This is a genomic window from Thalassovita sp., from assembly GCF_034670005.1.
GTDB lineage: Bacteria > Pseudomonadota > Alphaproteobacteria > Rhodobacterales > Rhodobacteraceae > Thalassobius.
This window is the reverse complement of the sequence record NZ_JAXMOH010000002.1, coordinates 654654-671437: the sequence shown is the minus strand read 5'-3', so window position 1 is coordinate 671437 and position 16784 is coordinate 654654. Positions and strand designations below refer to the sequence as shown.

General features: G+C 62.5%; 14 protein-coding genes. 8 read left to right on the top strand and 6 right to left on the bottom strand.

Translation table 11 applies throughout. The features are described 5' to 3' along the window. Nucleotides 1-7 precede the first annotated feature (7 nt). Together VOI23_RS07200 and VOI23_RS07195 are read left to right on the top strand one after the other, a co-directional pair. Complete coding sequence (locus VOI23_RS07200; RefSeq protein ID WP_323783557.1) at nt 8-1168, top strand: M20 aminoacylase family protein; 1161 nt, start codon at nt 8-10, stop codon at nt 1166-1168. 14 nt (nt 1169-1182) lie between these two features. Continuing rightward, nucleotides 1183-2346 carry a M20 aminoacylase family protein gene (locus tag VOI23_RS07195; protein ID WP_323783555.1) on the top strand — a complete coding sequence of 388 codons (1164 nt, stop codon included), beginning with the start codon at nt 1183-1185 and terminating at the stop codon, nt 2344-2346. Here VOI23_RS07195 and VOI23_RS07190 read toward each other — a convergent pair. From VOI23_RS07190 to moaA, 3 genes are read right to left on the bottom strand one after another with little or no spacing between them, the layout of a single operon-like run. Next, a complete protein-coding gene (locus tag VOI23_RS07190) occupies nt 2343-3383 on the bottom strand; it encodes a glycosyltransferase family 4 protein (protein WP_323783553.1) in 1041 nt (346 codons plus the stop codon). The two genes, VOI23_RS07195 and VOI23_RS07190, sit on opposite strands and share 4 nt — an antisense overlap. 46 nt (nt 3384-3429) lie before the next feature. After that, nucleotides 3430-4719 (bottom strand): 3-deoxy-D-manno-octulosonic acid transferase, encoded by a 1290-nt coding sequence (locus VOI23_RS07185; protein WP_323783551.1) that lies wholly within the window; start codon nt 4717-4719, stop codon nt 3430-3432. A 5-nt stretch (nt 4720-4724) separates the two neighbouring features. After that, nucleotides 4725-5732: a GTP 3',8-cyclase MoaA gene (moaA, locus tag VOI23_RS07180; RefSeq protein ID WP_323783549.1), complete on the bottom strand. Its 1008-nt coding sequence runs from the start codon at nt 5730-5732 to the stop codon at nt 4725-4727. Between the two features lie 84 nt (nt 5733-5816). Between moaA and VOI23_RS07175 the strand changes: the two genes are divergently transcribed. After that, nucleotides 5817-6266 carry a hypothetical protein gene (locus VOI23_RS07175; RefSeq protein ID WP_323783547.1) on the top strand — a complete coding sequence of 150 codons (450 nt, stop codon included), beginning with the start codon at nt 5817-5819 and terminating at the stop codon, nt 6264-6266. Between the two features lie 63 nt (nt 6267-6329). Here VOI23_RS07175 and VOI23_RS07170 read toward each other — a convergent pair whose 3' ends face one another. The 3 genes from VOI23_RS07170 to glmU are packed head-to-tail and all read right to left on the bottom strand — an operon-like array spanning nt 6330 to nt 10188. After that, entirely contained in the window at nt 6330-7016 is a 687-nt protein-coding gene (locus VOI23_RS07170; protein WP_323783545.1) for a DNA alkylation repair protein, read from the bottom strand. Further along, nucleotides 7013-8833 (bottom strand): glutamine--fructose-6-phosphate transaminase (isomerizing), encoded by a 1821-nt coding sequence (glmS, locus tag VOI23_RS07165; protein ID WP_323783543.1) that lies wholly within the window; start codon nt 8831-8833, stop codon nt 7013-7015. Before glmS ends, VOI23_RS07170 begins: the two co-directional genes overlap by 4 nt. Then, nucleotides 8833-10188 carry a bifunctional UDP-N-acetylglucosamine diphosphorylase/glucosamine-1-phosphate N-acetyltransferase GlmU gene (glmU, locus tag VOI23_RS07160; RefSeq protein ID WP_323783541.1) on the bottom strand — a complete coding sequence of 452 codons (1356 nt, stop codon included), beginning with the start codon at nt 10186-10188 and terminating at the stop codon, nt 8833-8835. Before glmU ends, glmS begins: the two co-directional genes overlap by 1 nt. A 138-nt stretch (nt 10189-10326) precedes the next feature. Here glmU and VOI23_RS07155 point away from each other — a divergent pair, with 138 nt between their 5' ends. The 5 genes from VOI23_RS07155 (at nt 10327) to VOI23_RS07135 (ending at nt 16782) form a co-directional block, all read left to right on the top strand. Beyond that, on the top strand, nt 10327-11004 hold the full coding sequence (locus VOI23_RS07155) for an HAD-IA family hydrolase (protein WP_323783539.1): 678 nt from the start codon (nt 10327-10329) through the stop codon (nt 11002-11004). 31 nt (nt 11005-11035) lie between these two features. Then, complete coding sequence (locus VOI23_RS07150) at nt 11036-12229, top strand: DegT/DnrJ/EryC1/StrS family aminotransferase (RefSeq protein WP_323783537.1); 1194 nt, start codon at nt 11036-11038, stop codon at nt 12227-12229. A gap of 207 nt (nt 12230-12436) precedes the next feature. Beyond that, the gene (locus VOI23_RS07145; RefSeq protein ID WP_323783536.1) at nt 12437-13600 is read left to right on the top strand and encodes an isovaleryl-CoA dehydrogenase; all 1164 of its coding nucleotides are present in this window, start codon (nt 12437-12439) and stop codon (nt 13598-13600) included. 3 nt (nt 13601-13603) lie between these two features. Beyond that, nucleotides 13604-15181, top strand: coding sequence for an AMP-binding protein (locus tag VOI23_RS07140; RefSeq protein ID WP_323783533.1), 1578 nt, complete (start codon nt 13604-13606; stop codon nt 15179-15181). Further along, nucleotides 15178-16782: a carboxyl transferase domain-containing protein gene (locus VOI23_RS07135; protein ID WP_323783531.1), complete on the top strand. Its 1605-nt coding sequence runs from the start codon at nt 15178-15180 to the stop codon at nt 16780-16782. The genes VOI23_RS07140 and VOI23_RS07135 overlap by 4 nt, the downstream gene beginning before the upstream one ends. The last annotated feature ends 2 nt before the right edge of the window (nt 16783-16784 follow it).

Below are 16784 nucleotides of genomic sequence, written 5' to 3'. Positions count from 1 at the left end.
GGCGACAATGCCGATCAAGAACAGTTTTGCCGAAATGCAGGGGGAAATCACCGCCTGGCGGCATGATTTTCACGAACATCCCGAAATCCTGTTCGATGTGCATCGCACCGCCGGGGTTGTGGCCGACAAGCTGCGCGAATTCGGCTGCGACGAGGTGGTCGAAGGCATCGGGATCACCGGCGTTGTCGGCGTCATCAAGGCGGGCAAGTCCGACCGCGTCATCGCGCTGCGCGCCGATATGGACGCGCTGCCGATGCAAGAGGCCAGCGGCGTCGAATACGCCTCCAAGATCCCCGGCGCGGCCCATGCCTGTGGCCATGACGGTCATACCGCGATGCTGCTGGGCGCCGCGAAATACCTGACCGAGACGCGCAATTTCGATGGCACCGTGGTGCTGCTGTTCCAACCCGCCGAAGAAGGCGGCGGTGGCGGCCTGAAAATGGTCGAAGATGGCGCGATGGACCGCTGGAACGTGCAGGAAGTCTACGGGCTGCACAACATGCCCGGTGTGCCGGTGGGCGAATTCGCCATCCGCTCGGGTCCGATGATGGCCTCGGCGGACGAATTCGAAATCATCGTGACCGGCAAGGGCGGCCATGCTGCCATGCCGCACGAAGCGGTCGATACCACGCTGGCGGCCAGCCATGTGGTGGTGGCGCTGAATTCCATCGTGTCGCGCAATGTCGACCCGGTGAAACACGCGGTGCTGACCGTTGCGACCTTCCTGACCGAAAGCGACACCCAGAACGTGATCCCGCAAACCGCGAAACTTCGCGGCACCGTGCGCTGTTTCGACAATGACGTGCGCGATCTGATCGAAGACCGTCTGACAGCCGTCGCCACTGCGACCGCCGATGCCTATGGCGCGACCGCGAAAGTGACCTACAAACGCGGCTATCCACCCACGGTAAACGCCGACGAACAGACCCGCCACGCCATCGACGCCGCGCAGGCGGTCAGCGGCAAGGTCGATACCGACACCCCGCCGATCATGCCCGCCGAAGATTTTTCCTACATGCTGGAATCCCGTCCCGGCGCCTATATCTTCCTTGGCAATGGCGACACGCCAATGTGCCACCACCCCGCTTACGATTTCAACGATGCGGCAATCCCGCTGGGATGCAGTTTCTTTGCAGAACTGATCGAACGACGATTGCCGCGCGACTAAGAAGGACCAGACCTATGCCCGTTAAGAACCGATTTGCAGAATTGCAGGATGAAATCACCGTTTGGCGTCGTGATTTGCACGAAAACCCGGAAATCCTTTACGACACCCACCGCACCAGCGCCATCGTCGCCGATAAGCTGAAGGAATTCGGCTGTGACGAGGTCGTCACTGGCATCGGTCAGACCGGCGTCGTCGGCGTAATCAAGGGCAAGGCCTCAGGATCGGGCAAGGTGATCGGTCTGCGCGCCGATATGGATGCGCTGCCGATTCATGAACAGACGGGGCTGGATTATGCCTCCAAAACCCCCGGCGCGATGCATGCCTGCGGCCATGACGGCCATACCGCGATGTTGCTCGGGGCGGCGAAATACCTGTCCGAAACACGCAATTTTGACGGCACCGTGGTGGTGATTTTCCAGCCCGCCGAAGAAGGCGGCGCCGGCGGCAAGGCGATGTGCGACGACGGGTTGATGGACCGCTGGGGCATTCAGGAAGTCTACGGCATGCATAACTGGCCGGGCCGTCCGGTGGGCAGCTTTGCCATCCGCCCCGGTGCATTTTTTGCCGCCACCGATGTGTTCGATATCGAATTCGAAGGCGTCGGTGGCCACGCCGCCAAACCGCATGAAACCGTCGATACTACGGTAATGGCATCGCAGGCGGTTTTGTCTTTGCAAACCATTGCCAGCCGCAACGCCGATCCGGTCGATCAGGTCGTGGTCTCTGTCACCTCGTTCGAAACCTCGTCCAAGGCGTTCAACGTGATCCCGCAGCGGGTGACGCTGAAGGGCACAGTGCGCACGATGAGCGCGGAAATGCGCGATCTGGCCGAAAAGCGGATTGGCGAGATTTGTCAGGGCGTGGCGGCAACCTTTGGCGGCACCGCCAAACTGAACTATCATCGCAATTACCCGGTGATGGTGAATGCCGAGGAACAGACCGATTTCGCCGCCGAAGTTGCCCGCTCGATCAGCGGTACCTGCGATGACGCCCCCTTGGTGATGGGTGGCGAAGATTTCGCCTTCATGCTGGAAGAACGCCCCGGTGCTTATATTCTGGTTGGCAATGGCGACACCGCGATGGTGCATCACCCCGAATATAACTTCAACGACGATGCAATCCCTGCGGGCTGTTCGTGGTGGGCCGAAGTGGTCGAAAAACGGATGCCTGCGGCTTAATCAGACAGAAGCCGGCGATAGATCGCGATCAGCGCATCGGCTTCCTGCTGTAGCTGGAACTGGGCCAGAACACGATCCCGGGCGGCGGTGGACCATTGAGCCAGCCGCCCGGGGTCGGACAGCGCCGCATCGACGGCCACGGTCATTGCGTCGATATCCCCCGGGTCGACAAGGGTGCCGGTTTCGCCTTCAGCGACCAGTTCCTCGAACGCGCCGACGCGTGTCGCCACGACCGGAGCACCGCAGGACATCGCTTCGAGCGGGGTCAGGCCGAACCCTTCCCAGCGTTGCGGCGCGACATAGAGATCCAGAACCTGATAGAACCCGGCCATTTCCAGAACCGGCACTTCCGGCAGGAACAGGATGCGGTCGGACAGTCCGGCGGCAGCCACCCGGTCCCTCAGCTCCCGTTCGAAATCCTGATACTTTTTCGTCGCCCGTCCCATCACCAACGCGGTCGCGCCGGGATGGCGCGGCAGCACGCGGATCATAGCATCGACAAAGACGTCGGTTCCCTTCTGTGCCCTGATCCGGCCATAGCAGCCGATCAGCATTCCGGTTTCCGGCAGACCGAGCTGCCGTCGCAGCGCGGCCTTGTCCGTTGACGGGGAAAAGCGTTCGGCATCGATCCCGTGATGGATCACATGGGCCGGGCGTTCCAGATAGGCGGCCGATTTCGCCGAGGTCGCCACGATCTCGTCCATCCGCCGGATCAGCCACTTGGTCAGGCCGGTATGATGGCGTTGCGAGGCCGAGGTGAACATCAGTTTCAGGTTCTTGCCCAGCAGCGTTTTCAGCGCGATTCCGGCGATCATTTCGATGTTGCGCCGCGCGTGCCAGACGCGGCGGCGGCGATTCATCGTCAGCAACGCGGCGAGCGGCATGCCGGGCACGTCCGCCGGAATGACCGGGCCGGTGGCGACGATCGCGATCTTTTCGGCCTGCAGCGGCACCAGCCGGAAAATGGTCGAGGTCACCCCGGAGAGGCGCTTCTTGAAATTCGGGGCGATCACGTCGACTTGGCTGACATCTGTCATCTTGGCTATTCCTGGCCTTCGGGCACGGGGGGCGGTCGGGGGCGGTTTACACTGGTTGCACCAGCGCCGAAAGGTCCTGAACGGTTGCGTCCAGCCCCTGCATCTGGGTTTCGGCAAAGGTCTTGGCCTGCTGCCCCGCTTCGGACAGCCGCGCAGGATCGTCCAGCAGCCCGCCAACCGCGTTGGCCAGCGCGGTTGCATCTTTCACCTCGGCCTGTCCGCCGATCTGCGCGAAGGCGGCGTAGCTTTCGGCGAAATTGGCATAAAGCGGCCCATGCAGGACGACCGCGCCCGCCTGCGCCGGTTCGAACGGGTTGTGCCCGCCCACCGGGACCAGCGACCCGCCGACAAAAACAACCGGTGCCAGCGCGTACCACAGCCCCAATTCGCCCAGCGTATCGGCCAGATAGATCTCCGCCTGCGCCGTGCCGCCTGTGCTGCGGCGGGTCTGGGACAGACCGCGCGCGCGGATCAGGGCCTCGATTTCGCCGACGCGTTCCGGATGGCGCGGCACCAGGATCAGCAACAGGTCGGGATGCGCCTTCAACAACTGCTCATGCGCCTGCAGAACGATATCTTCCTCGCCGGGATGGGTCGATGCCGCGACCCAGACCGGGCGGGACCCGATTGCCCTGCGCAGCCCGGAAAGTACATCGTCATCAACCGGCAGAGGGGCCGCCGCGGCTTTCAGGTTCGGGCCCTGCGTGGTGGTGTGCGGATCTGCCCCGAGGCCAAGCAACCCCTGCAGGGTTTCTGCGTCCTGTGTCCGGATCAGGCTAAACCGGGACAGGATGAACCGCGCCGTTTGGGGAATGCGCCCCCAGCTGCGCAGTGACCCCTGCGACAGCCGGGCATTCAGCAGCGCCAACGGGATGCCAGTCGCTCGGGTCCTGACCAACATCTGCGGCCAGAGTTCGCTTTCCACGAAGATCGCCATGTCGGGGCGCCAATGGCCCAGGAAGCGATTCAAAATCCGGCGGCCATCCAGTGGCGCGAACTGGTGGCGGCAGCGCGGCGGCAGCCGCTTGGACACGATTTCGGCGGATGTCGCGGTGCCCGATGTCAGCAGGAATTGCAGGTCGGGGCGTGCTTCTCCCAGTCGCCGGATCAGTGTCAGCGCCGACAGGCTTTCGCCCACCGATGCGGCGTGGCACCAGACCAGAAATCCTTCGGGGCGGGGCAGGGTGGCATGACCGATCCGTTCGCGCAGGCGCTGCTGCGCCACGCCCGCCTCGAACAATTTGCGCGCCACTTTGCGATAAGCCAGCGGCGCAAGCACATTGGCGACTGCGGCATAAAGCCGGTAGGTCAGGGTCACGCCCCTGGGCCGCGCCATCGGAATCATCCGCCGGTATGGCTCATGTGACGGGACATCTTGCCCGCCACATCCTGACGCGAATAGTCGAAATCATGGCCCTTGGGCTTCAATCCGATGGCCGCCCGGATCGCCTGTTCCAGCGGCGCATCGTCGCCGGGATGATCGCGTAGGGCAGGGCGCAGGTCCTGCATCCCTTCTTGTCCCAGACAGGTGTAAATCTCTCCGGTACAGGTCAGCCGCACCCGGTTGCAGCTTTCGCAGAAATTATGGGTCAAAGGCGTGATGAACCCGATCTTCTGGCCGGTTTCGTCCAACCGGACATAACGTGCCGGACCGCCCGACCGTTCGGCCAGATCGGTCAGCGTGAACCGGTCCGCCAGTTGCGCCCGCAGATCGCTGAGCGGCCAATACTGGTCCAGACGGTCCTCGTTGCCGATATCGCCCATCGGCATGACCTCGATAAAGGTCAGGTCGATGTCGCGACCGTGGCACCAGTCCACCAGATCGAACAATTCGACATCGTTGAACCCCTTCAACGCGACAGCGTTGATCTTGACCCGCATCCCCGCTTTCTGGGCGGCATCAATACCGCGCAGCACCTGCGGTAACCGGCCCCAGCGGGTGATTTCGGCGAATTTCGTCTCATCCAGCGTGTCGAGCGAGATATTGACCCGGCGCACCCCTGCCGCCCACAGATCGCCCGCGAATTTTTCCAACTGCGATCCGTTGGTGGTCAGCGTCAGTTCCTTCAGCGCGCCGCTGTCCAGATGCCGCGACATTGCATCGAAAAACGACATGATACCGCGCCGGACCAGAGGTTCGCCGCCAGTGATGCGCAGCTTTTCCACCCCCAGCCGGATGAAGCTGGAACACATCCGGTCCAACTCTTCCAGCGTCAGAAGCTCTTTCTTGGGCAGAAAGGTCATATTCTCCGACATGCAATAGGCACAGCGGAAATCGCACCGGTCGGTGACGGAAACACGCAGATAGGTGATGGCGCGCTGAAACGGGTCGATAAGAGGTGCTGTCATGGGGGTGAACCTAGGGGCGGAAACCTGCCACGGCAAGGGCGGATGTGATTGATCGGCCCGGCGAAAGGTCGTAGCCTCGATAGTATGAAAAAGTTTGTCCTGATCCTGCTTCCCGCCTTCGCCCTGTCGGCCTGTACCGATGTACCGCTTCTGGGGACACCGGTTTGGAAACGCCAGCCGACGCAACCGGCTGTTGTGCAACCGACCGAGGAAACCTTGCCCGCGCCCGAAGAAATCGAGATTGCGGCGTTGCCCGATACCGCAACGGCGCAGCCGGGCAGCGGTGGATTGCTGGGAAGCACGGTTGCCTCGCTCGGCGATTCGGCCCGGGACGGGTTCTGGATCGAAACGCCGCTGATTTCGGCCCCGGGCCGGGGCCGGGTGCGTTATCCGGCCAATGGTCGCGAGGTCAAGGTCGACCTGATCCCGATCGAAGGGCCGGTCACCGCTGGCAGTCGGCTGTCGCTCGGTGCGATGCGGCTGTTGGATGCGCCGTTGAGCGGGCTGCCCAAGGTCGAGGTCTATCTCGACTAAGCCGCCGGCGGTGAAATCCGTTACAGACTTCACCTGCATTTTCGGTCTCGGACGCCGCCCCTCTCAGGCTTTGGGCGGTAGATATTTCGACGCTTCCTTGCGCGCGAAAGGCTTCATCACTTTGCCATGTTCGCGCAGGAACGCGATCACCCGGTCGGGATCGTGTTTCGACAGATCGCGCAGCCACCATGCCACCGATTTCTGGATGAACCAGTCCGGATCGTTCACATAGGCAGCGGCCCAGCCCAGCACCTTTTCGCGGATCTCCAGATCCTGCGGCTTGGGGTGGTTCTGTTTGGTCCAGGGCAGCGTTACCACCATCGCCGCGCGGCGTATCCAGTGACTGTCAGACCGGGTCCAGTCCTCGACCTCGGCCACCCGAGAGGGATCGGCGATCAGCCGTTTCTGCCCTGCCATCATCGCGTGATCGGCAATCGCCCAGCTATCCAGATCGGGCAACCAGCTTTTGATCAGGTCCCAAACTGCCTGATCGGGCTTGATCCGCGCCTGGGTCAGCAATTTCGCGGCCGCCAGCCGGGCTTCGAAAATATTGGTGTCCCACAGGGCGCGGGCCAGCGCGACGCGCTCCTCGACCGACAATTGCTGCCGCCATGCCTTGGTCAGATCGTTAAGCGCCGGGTTGGGCACGCCCAGGTAAGTGCGTGGCACCTTGTGATAGGCGGCAGCCCCTTCGGCACGCCCATCTTCCACATGCGCTTTCAGCGCAGCCAATGCATCATCCAGGGTCATTCGACGGTCACGGATTTAGCAAGGTTGCGGGGTTGGTCGACATCGGTGCCCTTGGCAACCGCCGTATGATAGGCCAGCAACTGGGCCGGGATCGCATAGAGGATCGGGGTCAGGACCGGGTCGATCTCGGGCATCACAATGGTACACCAGGCGTCGTTGGCGGTGTCATGTGCGCCGTGTTCATCGGTAATCATGACCACCCTGCCGCCCCGCGCCAGCACCTCCTGCATGTTCGACCGGGTCTTGTCGAACAGCGCGTCATATGGCGCCATGACGACCACCGGCATGGTCTTGTCGATCAGCGCGATCGGCCCGTGTTTCAATTCGCCAGACGCATAAGCTTCTGCGTGTATGTAGCTGATTTCTTTCAGCTTTAATGCGCCTTCAAGGGCCATCGGATACATCAGGCCGCGGCCCAGGAACAGCACGTCCGACGATTCCGACAATTGCTGCGCAGCGTCCGCGATGGCACCGTCCTGTTCCAGTGCGGTGTTCAGGATCGATGGCGTCGCCCGCAACCGGCTCAGCAGGTCGCTGATCCGTTCCGGGCTCAGCGTGCCGCGCTGTTCGGCGGCTTTGATCGCCAGCATCAGCAGCACGGTCAATTGGCACGTAAACGCTTTGGTCGATGCCACCCCGACCTCGACCCCGGCCAGGATCGGCAACGCCAGGTCGCTGCTTCGTGCGATCGAACTCTCTGCGACATTGACCACCGACACGATGCTGTCGGCCTTGCCTTCGCAATAGCGCAGCGCGGCCAGCGTGTCGGCGGTTTCGCCCGACTGGCTGACGAACAGCGCCACCGTGCGCTTGGTCACGGGCGGTTCACGATAGCGGAACTCGCTGGCAATATCGACTTCGACCGGCAGTTGCGCCAGCTGTTCGAACCAGTATTTCGCAGTCAGGCAGGCATAAAAGGCAGTGCCGCAGGCGACCATGGTCAGCCGGTCAACCTGTGTGAAATCCAGATCACCGGGCAACTCGACTGAATTGCCGTCGGCGGACAGGTAATGGCGGACCGCTTCGCCGATCACCAATGGCTGTTCGGCGATTTCCTTGGCCATGAAATGCTTGTGTACGCCTTTGTCGATGCGGGCGTCGTCGATATGTATGGTGCGCATTTCGCGGTTGGCCAGCTCGCCATTGGCGTCTTGGATTTCCAGGCTCGTGCGGGTGATCACCGCGAAATCACCTTCTTCCAGATAAGTGATCTTGTCGGTCATCGGTGCCAATGCGATCGCGTCGGACCCGACGAACATTTCGCCGTCGCCATGGCCGATCGCCAGCGGGCTGCCCTTGCGCGCGGCCACCAGCAGATCGTCTTCGCCATCGAACAGAAAAGCCAAAGCAAACGCCCCATGCAACCGCGCCACGGTCTTGCGCGCGGCCTCCACCGGGGCATTGCCCTGTTCAAGGTAATACTGGGCCAGCAACGCCACGGTTTCGGTATCGGTTTCGGTACGGAACCCGATCCCGTTCTGCGCCAGTTCGGCGCGCAGTTCGCGAAAATTCTCGATGATGCCGTTGTGGACGACAGCCACCGGTCCGGCCTTGTGCGGATGGGCATTGTCGACACTGGGTGCGCCATGAGTGGCCCAGCGGGTATGGCCGATCCCGGCTTTGCCCGACAATGGATCATGAACCAGAAGATCGCTCAGATTGACCAGCTTGCCAACCGCCCGGCGGCGCGACAGGTGGCCGTTGTTCACTGTGGCGATCCCGGCGCTGTCATAGCCGCGATACTCCAGTCGTTTCAGCGCATCCACCAGAATAGGGGCTGCTTCATGGTCGCCAAGGACCCCGACAATTCCGCACATTATCCTGCCTCTTTATCCCGTTTCGCCTTCTTGGCTTTCAATATCTCTCGCAGCTTCGCCGCCAGTCCCGGCTTGTTCACCTGGGTGCCACGGGCGATGGCCAGCGCGTCGTCCTCGACATCCGCTGTGATCACCGATCCGCTGCCGGTCATCGCGCGGTTGCCCACCCGCACCGGCGCAACCAGCATGGTGTTCGACCCGATAAAGGCGTTCGCGCCAATTTCCGTTTTATGCTTCATCACCCCGTCGTAATTACAAGTGATGGTGCCAGCCCCGATATTTGATTTCTCGCCGATATGCGCATCGCCGATATAGCTTAGATGATTGACCTTGGCACCCGCATCCAACACCGCGTTCTTGATCTCGACGAAATTGCCGATATGGACATCTTCGGCCAATTCCGCGCCGGGGCGTAGCCGTGCAAACGGGCCGACCGTGGCACCGCGCGATACGTGGCAGCCTTCAAGATGGGAAAAGGCGCGGATGCGGGCGCCGGATTCCACCGTCGCATCGGGGCCGAACATCACGTTGGGTTCAATCACGGTATCGCGGCCAATCACTGTGTCATGGGCAAAAAAGACCGTTTCGGGTGCGGTCAGGGTGACCCCGTTCGCCAAGGCGTCTGCCCGGGCGCGGGCCTGAAACGCGGCTTCCGCAGCGGCCAGCTCGGCGCGCGAATTAACGCCCAGCGTTTCGGCCTCGTCACAGGTGACGGCCGTGGCCGACAAGCCTTCGCTGCGGGCCAGCCCGATGATATCGGTCAGGTAATATTCCCCCGCAGAATTGTCATTTCCAACCTTGTCCAGCAGAGCAAACAGGATCTTGGAATTCGCGGCTACAACCCCGGAATTACAGAGGGTTATGGCGCGTTCCTGATCAGTGGTATCCTTGAACTCAACGATCTTTTCCAACCGGTCGCCCTGAAGGATCAAACGGCCATACCGGCCCGGATCAGCCGCTTCGAAGCCCAGAACGACGACATCGTGATGCTGCCGGGCTTCGACCATATGTGCGATGGTCTCTGGCTGAATGAACGGGGTATCGCCATACAGCACGATCACGTCGCCGTCAAAATCCGCCAGCGCTGCGCGCGCCTGCAGCACCGCATGAGCGGTGCCCAGTTGTTCCTCCTGCAACACCACTTCGGCCCGGTCGTCCCAGCCTTGGGCGGCGCGAGTTACTAGATCGGCCCCGTGCCCGGTCACGATCACCTGTTTTTCCGGATCGAGCGCGGCACCCGATTTCATCGCGTGGATCAGCAGCGGGGCACCTGCGATTTCATGCAGGACCTTGGGCAGGTCCGAATTCATCCGTGTCCCCATGCCTGCGGCGAGGATGACAAGTGCCGTGTTCATGCCGTAACTCTTCCTATTTGCGTTGCGCCCGTTTTATCTGCTTGGCACAAGGGTGCAAGGTCGGATTGCTTCACTTGTGATTGCGGCTTGCAATACAGTCTGGCGGAAAAGCGCCAACAACTTCCCCGGAGGGCAGCAATGCAAACAGTGATCTTCGATCTGGACGGAACTTTGGCCGATACCAGCGGCGATCTTATCGCGGCGGCCAATGCCTGTTTCCGGGCCATGGGGCAGGGCGATGTGCTTGATCCTGCGGGCGATGCCGCGACCGCGTTTCGCGGTGGCCGGGCGATGCTGACCAAGGGGCTGGAACGGATCGCCCACGAAAATGTGCTGGGAGAAGTGGAAAATTGGTACCCACAATTGCTGCGCGCCTATGAGGATCAGATCGATCGCTACACCACGATCTATCCCGGCGCGATGCAGGCAGTGGGCCTGCTCAGCGAAGCAGGCTATAAAATCGGTATCTGCACCAACAAGCCGGAAAAGCTGGCCGAGATATTGTTGGCGCGGCTCGGCATCCGTGCAGCATTCGCTTCGCTGATCGGGGCTGATACCCTGCCGGTGCGCAAACCCGACCCGTTGCCATTGCGCGAAGCGGCCTTGCGCGCCGGGGGCGATCCGGCGCAATCGCTGATCGTCGGCGACACCGTCACCGACCGCAAAACCGCCGAAGCATTGGGTGTGCCCTGCATCCTGGTGACCTTCGGCCCGGCCGGGCGCGAGGTGGCAAAGCTAAACCCCGAAGGCATGATAGACCATTTCGACGCCCTGCCAGCCGAGGTGGCGCGGCTGATCGGGACGCCTTCGGATTGACGGCCTTTGATCAAAGCCGCACAAAAGACAGATGAGCGAAAGATTCACCGGTAATTTCACCCAGCAGGAACCGATCCCCGACGCGGCGATCGAGGCCGCTGTCGCGGTGCTGAAAAGCGGCCGCCTGCACCGCTACAATGTGGCAGCGGGCGACCCCGGAGAGGTCGCGCTTCTGGAGCAGGAATTCGCCGCCGCGATGGGATCGAAATACGCGTTGGCGGTGGCCTCGGGCGGTTATGCGCTGGCCTGTGCGCTGCGCGCTGTCGGGGTGAAACCCGGCGACAAGGTGCTGACCAACGCCTTCACGCTGGCCCCGGTGCCCGGCGCGATCGCATCCGTCGGCGCAGTGCCGGTATTTGTCGGCGTGACCGAAGACCTGGTGATCGACCTGGACGATCTGGCCGCAAAATCCGGGCAGGCCGATGTGCTGATGCTCAGCCACATGCGCGGCCATCTGTGCGATATGGACCGGCTGATGGCGATTTGCGACGCAGCCGGGATACGGGTGATCGAGGACTGCGCCCATACGATGGGGGCACGCTGGCGGGGGCGGTTGTCGGGCACCGACGGGGTGATCGGCTGTTATTCGACCCAGACCTACAAACACCTGAATTCCGGCGAGGGTGGGCTGATGATTTCCAATGATCCCGACATCATGGCGCGCGCGGTCATGCTGTCGGGGTCCTATATGCTGTATGACCGTCATTTGGCTGCGCCCGATCCCGCCCTTTTCGAGGCAGTCAAATATGACACGCCCAATATTTCGGGCCGAATGGATCATCTGCGCGCCGCGATCCTGCGGGTGCAACTGCGTGATCTGGGACGGCAATGCGACCGCTGGAACGACCGCTACCGCGTGGTCGAGGAAGGGCTGCGCCATACCCCGGGCCTGACGGTGATCGAGCGGCCCGAGGCAGAGGATTATGTCGGGTCGTCGATCCAGTTTCTGTTGCTGGACTGGTCCGAGGACCAGATTGCCGAGGTGCTGACCCGCTGCAGCGCGCGCGGGGTCGAACTGAAATGGTTCGGCGGGGCAGAGCCGTCGGGCTTTACCAGCCGCTATGACAGTTGGCGCTATGCGCCAAGCGCCCCGATGCCGGGAACAGACCGGGTGCTGAAGGGGATCGTCGATATGCGGCTGCCGCTGACTTTCAGCCTGGAAGATTGCGCGCTGCTGGCCCGGATCATCAAATCCGAGGTCGGCGCGGTCTGGCAGGCGGGATAAGGGGCGCCGCCCCTCTGCTTTGAAAATCTGCTGGATTATCAACGCATTCACCCCGGGATGTTTTCGAAAAGAAGAAGCGGGCCCGCGGCGCGCCAAGGCCGCGATGCGCGGCGCAACTTGTTTAGGCAACAGCACGCTTGACGCGACTCGGGGGCTGTGACAGTTTATTGAACAAGTGTTCATTAACCGGGATGGAGGAGCCGGACCATGTTCAACGCCGTGATGAATTTCGATCTGGGTGAAGATGTGAATGCGCTGCGCGAGATGGTGCATCGCTGGGCGCAGGAGCGTGTAAAGCCGATGGCGGCCGAAATCGACCGCTCCAACGCCTTCCCCAACGAACTGTGGAAAGAAATGGGCGAGCTGGGCCTGCTGGGCATCACCACCTCGGAGGAATATGGCGGTGCCGGCATGTCCTATCTGGCGCATGTGATCGCGGTGGAGGAAATCGCCCGCGCCTCGGCCTCCGTGTCGCTGAGCTATGGCGCGCATTCCAATCTCTGCGTCAACCAGATCAAGCTGAACGGCAACGAGGAACAGAAGCAGAAATACCTGCCGGGGCTGATTTCGGGCGAACATGTCGGCGCGCTGGCGATGTCGGAACCCTCGGCCGGGTCCGACGTGGTGTCGATGAAGCTGAAGGCAGAGAAGCGCAACGGGTACTATGTGCTGAACGGCAACAAGTACTGGATCACCAACGGGCCGGATGCCGACACGCTGGTGGTCTATGCCAAGACCGACCCCGAGGCCGGCTCAAAAGGCATCACCGCCTTCATCATCGAAAAGTCGATGACCGGGTTTTCCACCTCGAACCATTTCGACAAGCTGGGCATGCGCGGCTCGAACACCGCCGAACTGGTGTTCGAGGATGTCGAAGTGCCGTTCGAAAACGTGCTGGGCGAAGAAGGCAAGGGCGTACGCGTTCTGATGTCGGGGCTGGATTACGAACGCGTGGTCCTGTCGGGGATCGGCACAGGCATCATGGCGGCCTGTCTTGACGAAGTCATGCCCTACATGGTCGAGCGCAAGCAGTTTGGCCAGTCGATCGGGGATTTCCAGCTGATGCAGGGCAAGATTGCCGACATGTACACGTCGATGAATTCTTCCCGCGCTTATGTTTACGAGGTGGCCAAGTCCTGCGACCGGGGCGAAGTGACCCGTCAGGACGCCGCCGCCTGCGTGCTTTATGCCAGCGAAGAGGCGATGAAGGTATCGCATCAGGCGGTGCAGGCGTTGGGCGGGGCCGGGTTCCTGTCCGACAGCGCCGTCAGCCGGATTTTCCGCGATGCCAAGCTGATGGAAATCGGTGCCGGCACTTCGGAAATCCGCCGTATGCTGGTGGGCCGCGAACTGATGGCGGCGATGCGCTGAGCCATGTTGCCGCGTGCTGAAACCTATGACGCGCTGATCCGGGATTTCCGCTGGGATATCCCGGGGCGGCTGAACATGGCGGTTCAGGTCTGTGATGACTGGGCCGCGCATGAACCCGACCGTGTCGCGATCATCGACATGACCGGGGGCACGCGCCGCGATCTGACATATGCGCAGCTTCGGCGGATGGCCGACGGGTTGGCGCATGATATGGTCCGGCGTGGGGTGAAACGTGGCGACCGCGTTGGCGTGTTGCGGTCGCAATCGCCGTGGACGGCGGCGGCGCATATCGCCTGCTGGAAACTCGGTGCGATTTCGATCCCGCTGTTCAAGCTGTTCGGGGTCGAGGCGCTGATCACCCGGCTGGAGGATGCCGGTGTCGCACTGGTCATCGCCGACCCGCAGGGCACCGACGGGTTGACCGAATGGCTGAAGGGCGGCGGGCGCGTGGCTCTGGTGCCTGAAAGCTGTGATTTGGACGATGCCCCGTTCGACACCGCCGAAACCGGCCCCGAAGATCCGGCCGTGTTGATCTATACCAGCGGCACGACGGGCGCGCCCAAAGGTGCCTTGCACGGGCACAGGGTCCTGACCGGCCATCTGCCCGGGGTCGAGATCAGCCATGATTTGCTGGGCCAGCCGGGCGATTGCCTGTGGACCCCGGCCGACTGGGCCTGGATCGGCGGGTTGTTCGATGTGCTGATGCCGGGACTGGCGCTGGGCGTGCCGGTCGTGGCCGCACGGATGGACAAGTTCACGGTCGCGGACTGCCTGCGCATCATCGACGGGGCCGGGGTGAAGAACATCTTCTTCCCGCCCACCGCTTTGCGGATGCTGAAGGCCGAAGACGCGGCCATTCCCGGCCTGCGCTCGGTCGCCTCGGGCGGCGAACCTCTGGGCGCGGAAATGCTCGACTGGGGGCGCCGCGCCTTTGGCGTCAGCATCAATGAATTCTACGGCCAGACCGAATGTAACATGGTGGCGTCCTCCTGCGGCGCCCTGTTCAGCCCGCAACCGGGCTGCCTTGGTAAACCGGCGCCGGGGTTTGACATCGCGGTGCTGGACGACAACGGCACACCCTTTGACGGCGAGGGCGATATCGCCATCCGCAAGGGCGCGGCCAGCATGATGCTGGGCTATTGGAACCGGCCCGAAGAAACGGCCGGGAAATTCTTCGGCGACTGGATGCTGACCGGCGACCGGGGCATCTGGCAGGGCGATTTCCTGCGCTTCGTTGGGCGCGAAGACGACGTGATCACCTCGGCCGGCTACCGCATCGGGCCGAGCGAGATCGAGGACGGTCTGCTGAAACACCCCGCCGTCGCCACCGTCGGCGTGATCGGCAAACCCGATGAACTGCGCACCGAGATCGTCAAGGCCTATGTGGTGCTCAAACAGGGCTACACACCAGACGAGGCGCTGGCCAGGGAACTGCAGGAGTTCGCCAAGGACCGGGTCGCCAAGCATTCCTACCCGCGCGAAATCGCGTTTCTCGATGCCTTGCCGATGACTGTGACCGGCAAGGTGATCCGGAAAGAATTGAAAGCACGCTCTGCGCGTGAAACAGAGGGCGAAACATGAAACTGAAATCCCAGGCCATCCCGTCTTCGGAAACCTTCCAGACCAATCTGCGCGGCCATCTCGAAGCGCTTGAAACCGTGGCGCAGGCGGCCGAGGCCGCCCGGCTGGGCGGCGGCGAACGATCGCGCCAACGGCACGAGGAACGCGGCAAGATGCTGCCGCGCCGCCGGGTCGCCAACCTGCTCGACGCAGGTTCGCCCTTCCTCGAAATCGGGGCCACCGCAGCGCATGACATGTATGGCAATGCCGCCCCCGCCGCCGGTGTCATCACCGGGATCGGCCGGGTGCACGGTCAGGAAGTCATGGTTGTGTGCAACGATGCGACCGTGAAGGGCGGCACCTATTTCCCGATGACGGTGAAAAAACACCTGCGGGCGCAGGAAATCGCGGAACAGAACCATCTGCCCTGTATCTACCTTGTGGATTCTGGTGGCGCCAACCTGCCGCAACAGGACGAAGTGTTCCCCGACCGTGACCATTTTGGCCGCATCTTTTATAATCAGGCCAATATGTCGGCCAAGGGCATCCCGCAGATTGCCGTCGTCATGGGGTCCTGTACCGCTGGCGGCGCCTATGTGCCCGCGATGTCCGATGTCACCATCATCGTCAAGGATCAGGGCACCATCTTCCTCGCCGGTCCGCCGCTGGTAAAGGCCGCGACGGGTGAGGTGGTCAGCGCCGAGGATCTGGGCGGCGGTGACGTGCATACCCGCCTGTCCGGCGTGGCCGATTATCTGGCCGAAGACGACGCGCACGCGCTGGCGCTGGCCCGCCGTGCGGTCAGCCACCTGAACCGCGCCAAGCCGCAGACGGTGCAATGGCAGGCCAGCGAGGACCCGGCCTATGACCCCGACGAAATCTTCGGCGTCGTGCCCGCCGATCTGCGCACCCCTTACGATATCCGCGAAGTGATCGCGCGGGTGGTCGACGGATCGCGCTTCGACGAATTCAAACCGCGTTTCGGCGAAACCCTGGTCACCGGTTTCGCCCATGTCAAAGGCTGCCCCGTAGGTATCGTCGCCAATAACGGCGTGCTGTTTTCCGAGGCCGCCCAGAAAGGCGCGCATTTCGTCGAACTGTGCAGTCAGCGCAAGATCCCGCTGGTTTTCCTGCAAAACATCACCGGCTTCATGGTCGGGCGCAAATACGAAAACGAAGGCATCGCGCGTCACGGCGCCAAGATGGTCACCGCCGTCGCCTCCACCAAGGTGCCGAAAATCACCATGCTGGTCGGTGGCTCCTTCGGGGCGGGCAATTACGGCATGGCCGGACGCGCCTATTCGCCCCGCTTCCTGTGGACCTGGCCCAACAGCCGCATCTCGGTGATGGGCGGCGAACAGGCGGCGGGCGTTCTGGCCACCGTCAAACGCGACGGAATCGAACGTGCGGGCGGCACCTGGTCGGCCGAGGAAGAGGCCGACTTCAAGCGCCCCACCATCGAGATGTTCGAGGAACAATCCCACCCGCTCTACGCCTCTGCGCGGCTGTGGGACGACGGCATCATCGACCCGCGGAAAACCCGCGACGTGCTGGCGCTCAGCCTCAGCGCCTCGCTCAACGCGCCGATCGAAGACACCCGTTTCGGCGTGTTCCGGATGTAATC

Coding starts and splice junctions, on each gene's coding strand:
- VOI23_RS07200 (WP_323783557.1), top strand. CDS start 8: ATGCCGATCAAGAACAGTTTTGCCGAAATGCAGGGGGAAATCACCGCC.
- VOI23_RS07195 (WP_323783555.1), top strand. CDS start 1,183: ATGCCCGTTAAGAACCGATTTGCAGAATTGCAGGATGAAATCACCGTT.
- VOI23_RS07190 (WP_323783553.1), bottom strand. CDS start 3,383: ATGACAGATGTCAGCCAAGTCGACGTGATCGCCCCGAATTTCAAGAAG.
- VOI23_RS07185 (WP_323783551.1), bottom strand. CDS start 4,719: ATGGCGCGGCCCAGGGGCGTGACCCTGACCTACCGGCTTTATGCCGCA.
- moaA (WP_323783549.1), bottom strand. CDS start 5,732: ATGACAGCACCTCTTATCGACCCGTTTCAGCGCGCCATCACCTATCTG.
- VOI23_RS07175 (WP_323783547.1), top strand. CDS start 5,817: ATGAAAAAGTTTGTCCTGATCCTGCTTCCCGCCTTCGCCCTGTCGGCC.
- VOI23_RS07170 (WP_323783545.1), bottom strand. CDS start 7,016: ATGACCCTGGATGATGCATTGGCTGCGCTGAAAGCGCATGTGGAAGAT.
- glmS (WP_323783543.1), bottom strand. CDS start 8,833: ATGTGCGGAATTGTCGGGGTCCTTGGCGACCATGAAGCAGCCCCTATT.
- glmU (WP_323783541.1), bottom strand. CDS start 10,188: ATGAACACGGCACTTGTCATCCTCGCCGCAGGCATGGGGACACGGATG.
- VOI23_RS07155 (WP_323783539.1), top strand. CDS start 10,327: ATGCAAACAGTGATCTTCGATCTGGACGGAACTTTGGCCGATACCAGC.
- VOI23_RS07150 (WP_323783537.1), top strand. CDS start 11,036: ATGAGCGAAAGATTCACCGGTAATTTCACCCAGCAGGAACCGATCCCC.
- VOI23_RS07145 (WP_323783536.1), top strand. CDS start 12,437: ATGTTCAACGCCGTGATGAATTTCGATCTGGGTGAAGATGTGAATGCG.
- VOI23_RS07140 (WP_323783533.1), top strand. CDS start 13,604: ATGTTGCCGCGTGCTGAAACCTATGACGCGCTGATCCGGGATTTCCGC.
- VOI23_RS07135 (WP_323783531.1), top strand. CDS start 15,178: ATGAAACTGAAATCCCAGGCCATCCCGTCTTCGGAAACCTTCCAGACC.